The 7,255-nt window shown below is 66.8% G+C and carries 7 protein-coding genes; 2 read left to right on the top strand and 5 right to left on the bottom strand.

Annotated elements, in window-relative coordinates; all coding sequences use genetic code 11:
• Positions 1–26: 26 nt before the first annotated feature.
• From ACU18_RS00395 to ACU18_RS00375, 5 genes are read right to left on the bottom strand one after another with little or no spacing between them, the layout of a single operon-like run.
• On the bottom strand, positions 27–1,436 hold the full coding sequence (locus ACU18_RS00395) for a sulfate adenylyltransferase subunit 1 (RefSeq protein ID WP_050683540.1): 1,410 nt from the start codon (positions 1,434–1,436) through the stop codon (positions 27–29).
• A complete protein-coding gene (gene cysD, locus ACU18_RS00390; RefSeq protein ID WP_050683539.1) occupies positions 1,437–2,387 on the bottom strand; it encodes a sulfate adenylyltransferase subunit CysD in 951 nt (316 codons plus the stop codon).
• A complete protein-coding gene (locus tag ACU18_RS00385) occupies positions 2,384–3,109 on the bottom strand; it encodes a phosphoadenylyl-sulfate reductase (RefSeq protein WP_050683538.1) in 726 nt (241 codons plus the stop codon). The genes cysD and ACU18_RS00385 overlap by 4 nt, the downstream gene beginning before the upstream one ends.
• A complete protein-coding gene (locus ACU18_RS00380) occupies positions 3,106–4,851 on the bottom strand; it encodes a nitrite/sulfite reductase (protein ID WP_050683537.1) in 1,746 nt (581 codons plus the stop codon). The genes ACU18_RS00385 and ACU18_RS00380 overlap by 4 nt, the downstream gene beginning before the upstream one ends.
• Positions 4,852–4,906: 55 nt before the next feature.
• Positions 4,907–5,812, bottom strand: coding sequence for a sirohydrochlorin chelatase (locus ACU18_RS00375; protein ID WP_050683536.1), 906 nt, complete (start codon positions 5,810–5,812; stop codon positions 4,907–4,909).
• Between the two features lie 61 nt (positions 5,813–5,873).
• Here ACU18_RS00375 and ACU18_RS00370 point away from each other — a divergent pair, with 61 nt between their 5' ends.
• Together ACU18_RS00370 and ACU18_RS00365 are read left to right on the top strand one after the other, a co-directional pair.
• Positions 5,874–6,542 (top strand): trimeric intracellular cation channel family protein, encoded by a 669-nt coding sequence (locus tag ACU18_RS00370; protein WP_050683535.1) that lies wholly within the window; start codon positions 5,874–5,876, stop codon positions 6,540–6,542.
• A 13-nt stretch (positions 6,543–6,555) separates the two neighbouring features.
• Entirely contained in the window at positions 6,556–6,981 is a 426-nt protein-coding gene (locus tag ACU18_RS00365; RefSeq protein WP_050683534.1) for a hypothetical protein, read from the top strand.
• The last annotated feature ends 274 nt before the right edge of the window (positions 6,982–7,255 follow it).

Here is a 7,255-nt window from a genome sequence, read left to right as displayed (position 1 = left end):
GCAGCGCTCCGGCGATTTCGGGCGGCTTAGATGGAGTAGCGCTCGTCCTCATGGTCGCCCGGGTGGTCCTTGACCAGGCCGGCGGCGAGAGTGTTGCCATCCAGGGGGTCGATCACCAGGAACGCGCCGGTCCGGCGGTGGTGCAGGTAGTTCTCCAGTGGTAGCGGCGCTGCGAGCCGGAGCTGCGCGTGGCCAATGTCGTTGAGCTCCAGCGTTGAGGCGGCCTCGAGCTGAAACGATGCCAGGTCCAGCTTGCCGCTGACGTTCCGGACCAGCGCCTGCACGGTACGGGTACCGTGCTTAACCAGCACCTTGGCGCCCTCGCGGAGCGGCTTGGGCGAGAGCCAGCACAGGGCTGCATAGAGGTCGGCGGAAGCTTCGCGGACGGTCCCTGCGGCGGCGATGGTGTCGCCGCGGGCGACGTCGAACTCGTCCGCCAGGCGGATGGCTACCGACTGCGGCGCTGCGGCTTCGGTCAGTTCAGCGCCGGCAAAGTCGATGCCCGCTACCGTGGTGGTGCGGGGGGCCTGGCCGGGCGTGAGCACGGAGACCTGGTCGCCCACCTTGACGGAGCCTTCGGTGATCTGCCCGGCGTACGCGCGGTAGTCACGGTAGGCCTCCACGTCCAGCCCGGCGGCCACGGCGTCGGGAGCCAGCGCACCCTGCGGCCGGACCACCAGCTGGACCGGGAAGCGGAAGCTTTCCAGGTGGCTTTCGAGTTCGTCGGCAGCCGGCAGGGTTTCGAGGACCTCCAGCAGGGCAGGTCCGGTGTACCAGGGGGTCCGCGCCGAGCGTTCCACCACGTTGTCGCCGTCCAGGGCCGACACGGGAACCACCAGCAGGTCGGTGATCCCGTCCGAGCCCAGGCCCAGCTCGCGGCCCACCTTCTGCACGTCGGCTTCGATGTCGCGGAACACGGACTCGCTGAAGTCCACCAGGTCAATCTTGTTCACGGCCACGATCACGTGGGCCACCCGCAGGAGCTGCAGCACCGAAAGGTGCCGGCGGGTCTGTTCCAGCACACCCTTGCGGGCGTCGATGAGGACGACGACGGCATCCGCCGTGGACGCGCCGGTCACCGTGTTTTTGGTGTACTGGACGTGCCCGGGGCAGTCGGCCAGGATGAAGCTGCGCTGGTCGGTGGCGAAGTAGCGGTAGGCCACGTCGATGGTGATGCCCTGTTCCCGTTCGGCGCGCAGGCCGTCGGTGAGCAGTGCCAGGTCGATGCCGCCGGCGGCGCCGCCGAAGCCACGGTCCGCGGAGGTGCGGGCCACGGCGTCGAGCGTGTCAGCAAGGATCGCCTTGGAGTCGTGCAGGAGCCGGCCCACCAAAGTGGACTTGCCGTCGTCGACCGATCCTGCGGTGGCGAACCGGAACAAAGTGGTGGGCAGGGCTGTCTCCAGCTCGGCGGCCAGGAGTGAAGTTTCGGTGCTCATTTAGAAATACCCGTCCTTCTTGCGGTCTTCCATGGCTGCCTCGGAGATGCGGTCATCTGCCCGGGTGGCGCCACGTTCGGTCAGGGTGGAGGCTGCAACCTCCACCACCACGTCGGCCACCGTGTAGGCGTCGGATTCCACGGCGCCTGTGCAGGACATGTCGCCCACGGTGCGGTAGCGGACCGTTTTGGTGATGACGTTTTCGGTGGGCAGCGGCTGGCTGACCTCGCCCACCGCGCGCCACATGCCGTCGCGGGCAAAAACCTCACGCTCGTGGGCGTAGTACAGGCCGGGCAGCTCGATGTTCTCGCGCTCGATGTACCGCCAGATGTCCAGCTCGGTCCAGTTGCTGATGGGGAACGCGCGGACGTGCTGGCCCACGGTGTGGCGGCCGTTGTACAGGTTCCACAGTTCGGGGCGCTGGTTGCGCGGGTCCCACTGGCCAAATTCGTCGCGGAGGCTCAGGATCCGTTCCTTGGCGCGGGCCTTGTCCTCGTCGCGGCGGCCGCCGCCGAAGACGGCGTCGAACTTGTTCCGCTGGATCGCGTCCAGCAGCGGGACCGTCTGCAGCGGGTTGCGGGTGCCGTCGGCGCGCTCTGCGAGCTCGCCGCTGTCGATGAATTCCTGCACGGAGCCCACCACCAGTTTCAGGCCCAGGCGCTCCACGGTGCGGTCCCGGAAGTCCAGGACCTCAGGGAAGTTGTGCCCGGTGTCCACGTGCAGCACGGGGAACGGTACCTTGCCGGGCCAGAACGCCTTGGTGGCCAGGTGCAGCATCACCACGGAGTCCTTGCCGCCGGAGAACAGCAGCGCGGGCTTCTCGAACTCTGCCACCACTTCACGGATGATGTGGATGGCCTCGGATTCGAGGGTGTCCAGGCTGCTCAGCCGGGTCGACTGCAAAGGGGCGGCATCTGCTGCGCAGGCGTCAGCTGTGATGGGTGTGCTCATGTGTGAAGTCCGCATTCTGTCTTGTCGGTTCCTGCCCAGCGGCCGGCGCGGGGGTCGTCGCCCGGCGCCACCTTCCGGGTGCAGGGCTGGCAGCCAATGGACGGGTAGCCCTGGGACAGCAGCGGGTTGACGGGAAGGAGGTTGTCATCGGAGTACTGGACCAGTTGGTCGAAGGTCCAGGCCGCCACCGGGTTGACCTTGACCAGGCCGTTGGCCTCGTCCCAGGTCACCAGCGGGGTGTTGGTGCGGGTGGGGGCCTCGTCGCGGCGGACTCCGGTGAACCAGAGTTCGTAGCCGGACAGGGTGCGGCGCAGCGGGCCCACCTTGCGCAGCGCGCAGCACTGGGCGGCGTCCCGGGCAAACAGGTCCTTGCCCAGCAGCCGGTCCTGCTGCTCCACAGTGGTCTCGGGCAGCACGTCCACCACGTTGACGCGGAGGTTCGCGGCCACCTCGTCCCGCGTGGCGTAGGTTTCCGGGAAGTGGTAGCCGGTCTCCAGGAACAGGACGTCGACGCCGGGAAGCTGGTCGGCCACGAGGGCCGGCAGGACGGCGTCGGCCATGGAGCAGGCCACGGCCACGGCGGGCAGTTCGAAGTTCCGCTCCACCCAGGCGATGACGTCCCGGGCGGGGGCGTCCCAGCCCAGCTCGGCGGCGCCGGCTTCGGCGAGGGCCTTCAGCTCATCGTGGGAGCGGAGTTTGGCAGGTGCCACGTGTGTGCTCACTGGAGTGCCTCCTCATCTGCTGCGTGGGCCCATTCGGCGAAGGTCTGGCCTTCGGCACGCTGGGCCACGAAGGTGCGGACAACGCGCTCAACGTAGTCGGGCAGGTCGTTGACGTACACCTTGAGGCCGCGGACGGTGCGTCCCAGGCCTGCTTCCTCGCGTTCGTTGGAAGCCAGCCCGCCGCCCAGGTGGACCTGGAAGCCGGGGGTGGGATCGCCGTCGGGCGTTGGCAGCATCATGCCCTTGAGTCCGATGTCCGCGGTCTGGATGCGGGCGCAGGAGTTGGGGCAGCCGTTGATGTGCAAAGAGAGTGCGTGCGGCAGTTCACCGGAGCCGGCGAGGTCCGCCAGGCGGCGTTCCAGCTCGGCCACGGCGGTTGCCGCCGTCAGCTTGGTCTCCACGATGGCGAGCTTGCAGTATTCGATGCCGGTGCAGGCGATGGTGCCGCGGCGGAACACGGACGGGCGGGCGGAGAGGCCCAGCGCGTCCAGCTCTGCCACGAGCGGTTCCACCTGGTCCTTGGCAACGTCCAGAACCACAAGCTTCTGGTGCGGGGTGGTGCGCAGGCGGTAGGAGCCGCGGGCCTCGAGGGTGTCCGCGAGCTTGACCAGCGCGGCACCGGACAGCCGGCCGGCCATCGGGGTGGCGCCGATAAAGAACTTGCCGTCCTTCTGTTCGTGCACACCGATGTGGTCCCCGGGGGTGGTGGGCTTGGGCGCGGCCGGGCCGTCCGCCAGTTTGTAGCCCAGGTATTCGTCTTCGAGGATCTGGCGGAACTTCTCCGGGCCCCAGTCGGCCATCAGGAACTTCAGGCGGGCCTTGGTGCGCATGCGCCGGTAGCCGTAGTCGCGGAAGATGCTGGTGACGCCGAGCCATACTTCGGCGGCCTCTTCCGGCTTCACGAACGCGCCCAGCCGCTTGCCCAGCATGGGGTTGGTGGACAGGGCGCCGCCGGCCCAGAGGTCGTAGCCGATGCCCAGCTCGGGGTGCTTGACGCCCACCAGCGCGAAGTCGTTGATCTCGTGGACCACGTCCTGGCTGGGGTGCCCGGTGATGGCCGTTTTGTATTTGCGGGGCAGGTTGGACAGCAGCGGGTTGCCGATGAAACGCTCGCCCAGCTCCGCAATCAGCGGCGTGGGGTCGATGATTTCGTCCTTGGCGATGCCGGCCACGGGCGAGCCCAGGATGACGCGGGGCACGTCGCCGCAGGCTTCGGTGGTGGACAGGCCAACACTTTCGAGCCGGGTCCAGATCTCGGGGATGTCTTCCACCCGGATCCAGTGCAGCTGGATGTTCTGCCGGTCGGTGAGGTCGGCCGAGTCCCGGGCGAAATCAACGGAGATCTGCCCGATGACGCGCAGCTGCTCGGTGGTCAGCGCACCGCCATCGATCCTGACGCGGAGCATAAAATACTTGTCTTCGAGCTCGTGCGGCTCGAGCGTTGCGGTCTTGCCGCCGTCGATCCCGGGTTTGCGCTGCGTGTAGAGGCCCCACCAGCGGAACCGGCCGTGCAGGTCCTGGCCGGGGATGGAGTCGAAACCCTCTTTGGAGTAGACGGACTCGATACGCTCGCGCACGTTCAGGCCATCGTCTTCCTGCTTCCAGGTTTCGTTGGCGTTCAGCGGCGTTTTGCCGTCCACTTTCCACTGCCCGTGCGGCTTTGCGGCGGGACGGGACGAGCGGGCAGGGCGCTTGGCGCCAGCGGAATCCGCAGACGCTCCGGCTAGAGCTGTATCAGTCATGCATCGACTGTAGGTCCCGCCCGAATGGCGTCACAAAGGTTCGGGAAACGCTAAGTCACCTAGGGAAATATTTCGTCACGAAACGCTTCACGATGCCCGGCAGGCTCCGCTTCTGTGCAGGACCGGCAGGTGCCTCCGCTGCCTCGGTTTCCGCCGCGGCCGACGCCGGTGCTGCCGCCGGCGCTGCAGCTCGGGGCGCCGTTTCCTGGGGTGCTTCGGGCTGGGGTGCTGTGTCTGAAGGTGCTTCGGGCTGGGGCGCTGTGTGGCCGGCGACGGCGTGGTCGTAGCGGTCCAAGGCAATCTGCGCCAGCACGTCGGAGGGCAGCAGCGGCTCGGCCACCACGTCGGCCCCGGCTTTGGCCAGCTGGTCGTGGAAGAACCCGTGTGCCAACAGGTAGGAAGCGATGATGACCCGCCCCTTGCCCTCTCCCCCGGGATATTCGGCCCGGAGCGCGGCCACGGCGTCCGGCACGGAAGGTTTCTCGGCTGCACCGTACGCCGGCACAATCCTGTTGCCGCGCAGTTTCCGCAGGTGCGCTGCCACCTCCTGGACGCTGACTGCAGCGGCTGGGTTGGAAGATCCGGCGGCGGCCAGCACCACGGCGTCGTCCGCGGTGATTCCCGCTTCCCGCAAACGCTGGTCCAGGACCTCCGCCAGCCGCGGATCCGGCCCCAGCGGCGCTGAGGCCAGGCTGTTGGCGCGGCTGCCCACGGCCCGGGCGATATCGACTTTTGTGTGATACCCCACGCTCAGCAGGAGCGGGACCACCACTGCGGCCTCCCCTTCAGGCAGGCCGGCCATCACGTCCACCAGGTCCGGGTCCTGCACGTCCACGTAGGACTCGCGGACGTCCAGGCCGGGCCGCAGGGCGGAGATTCCGGCGCGGAGGCCGTTGACTTCGGCACCCCCTATGTCGCTGGACGTTCCGTGGGCGCAGGCGATCATGATCGGGCTGTTCATACGGGCTAGCGTAACGTTGGAGCCGCCTTGTCCGCCCTCCGAGAATGACCGGGACGTTCCAATGACATTCCCTTTTGACATCGCCCTGGTCTGGCTGGACCTAGCCGGCGTCTTTTTCTTTGCCGTCTCCGGGTCGCTGCTGGCCGCCCGGAAACAGTTCGATCTAGTGGGCTCCCTGCTCCTGGCGTCCCTGGTGTCGCTGGGCGGCGGGGTGATCCGTGACATCATCCTCAACACGGTTCCGGCCGCGTTCACCAATCCGGCGTACCTGCTGCCGCCGCTGCTGGCCACGTTCCTGGTCTACTCGCTGTATTCCAGCGTCCAGCGTTTCACCTCGCTGCTGGTCCTCTTTGATGCCGGCGGGCTGGCACTGTTCTGCATCACCGGCACGCTCAAGGCACTTTCGCTGGGCATGAACCCGTACTCGGCCATCCTGCTGGGTGTCACCACGGCCGTGGGCGGCGGTCTGTTGCGCGACGTCACGGCCAACGAGGTGCCCCAGCTTTTCAACAACGGTGACCTCTATGCAGTCCCGGCTTTCACCGGCGCCGCCCTGACCACCCTGCTCTGGCTGGGCGGGTTGTTCAACGGCCTGACGGCCTTCGGCGTCGCCGCCCTGGTTTTTGCATTCCGCGTTGTGGCCTGGCGCCGTGCGTGGACCATGCCGATGGCGGTCCATGGACGGCACCGGCGGCAGTCCGGCGGCGGCAAACCGGGCACCCGGAATTAGCTAGGATATGAGCATGACTGACATGTTCCTCGAGAAATTCCGCGCGCTGGTTCCGAAGTATCTCGAGGATGAATGGCAGGAAGCTGACGGCCTCACCGCCGAGGAGCTGGACACCGCCCTGGCCGACCACCAGTTCGAGATTCCCCTGGTGCTGCGCGAGTTCTACCTGGCCATCGGCGGCTGCGAGGACCTCATGGAGGCCTACCACTACTTCTGGGACCCTGAAGAGCTCGAAGTTGATGACGAAGGCTTCCTGATGTTCCTTGAGGACGAGGAAGAACAGTTCACCTGGGGCTTCCGGATCGGCGACCTCGGCGTCCCGGATCCCATCGTCTACCGGCGCAACAATGCCCGCGCGCAGTGGAAGTCGGAAGAGGGAACCTTCTCTGAGTTCGTCTTTGACATGTTCGAGTGGGCCTTCGAGGACGACGAGTCCTAGCCTCGGGCTTTCAGCACGCACCTCTTCGTGACAATTCCAATAACAAGCCTCTTGCGCAATATGACAAAACTGTCATAGACTCTTCATGGATCCGCTAAACGCCTCCGGCGGATCTGATGCGAACGGAGAGATAGCCTCGGTTCTACGCAACGGATAGCTCGTATCCCTTGCTGCGAACCGGGGCTGTCCCGTTTAACAGGCCCCTTAGCGCAGGCCCCGCATAACAAACAGACAAAAAGAGCCCGGCACCCGTAAGGGGCGCCGGGCTCCACAC

Origin of the sequence: Arthrobacter sp. ZBG10 (assembly GCF_001238605.1) — a bacterium.
In the GTDB taxonomy this organism is placed as follows: Bacteria; Actinomycetota; Actinomycetes; order Actinomycetales; family Micrococcaceae; genus Arthrobacter.
This window is presented reverse-complemented; position numbering and strand designations above follow the sequence as displayed.

Coding starts and splice junctions, on each gene's coding strand:
- ACU18_RS00380 (WP_050683537.1), bottom strand. CDS start 4,851: ATGACTGATACAGCTCTAGCCGGAGCGTCTGCGGATTCCGCTGGCGCC.
- ACU18_RS00365 (WP_050683534.1), top strand. CDS start 6,556: ATGACTGACATGTTCCTCGAGAAATTCCGCGCGCTGGTTCCGAAGTAT.
- ACU18_RS00375 (WP_050683536.1), bottom strand. CDS start 5,812: ATGAACAGCCCGATCATGATCGCCTGCGCCCACGGAACGTCCAGCGAC.
- cysD (WP_050683539.1), bottom strand. CDS start 2,387: ATGAGCACACCCATCACAGCTGACGCCTGCGCAGCAGATGCCGCCCCT.
- ACU18_RS00370 (WP_050683535.1), top strand. CDS start 5,874: ATGACATTCCCTTTTGACATCGCCCTGGTCTGGCTGGACCTAGCCGGC.
- ACU18_RS00395 (WP_050683540.1), bottom strand. CDS start 1,436: ATGAGCACCGAAACTTCACTCCTGGCCGCCGAGCTGGAGACAGCCCTG.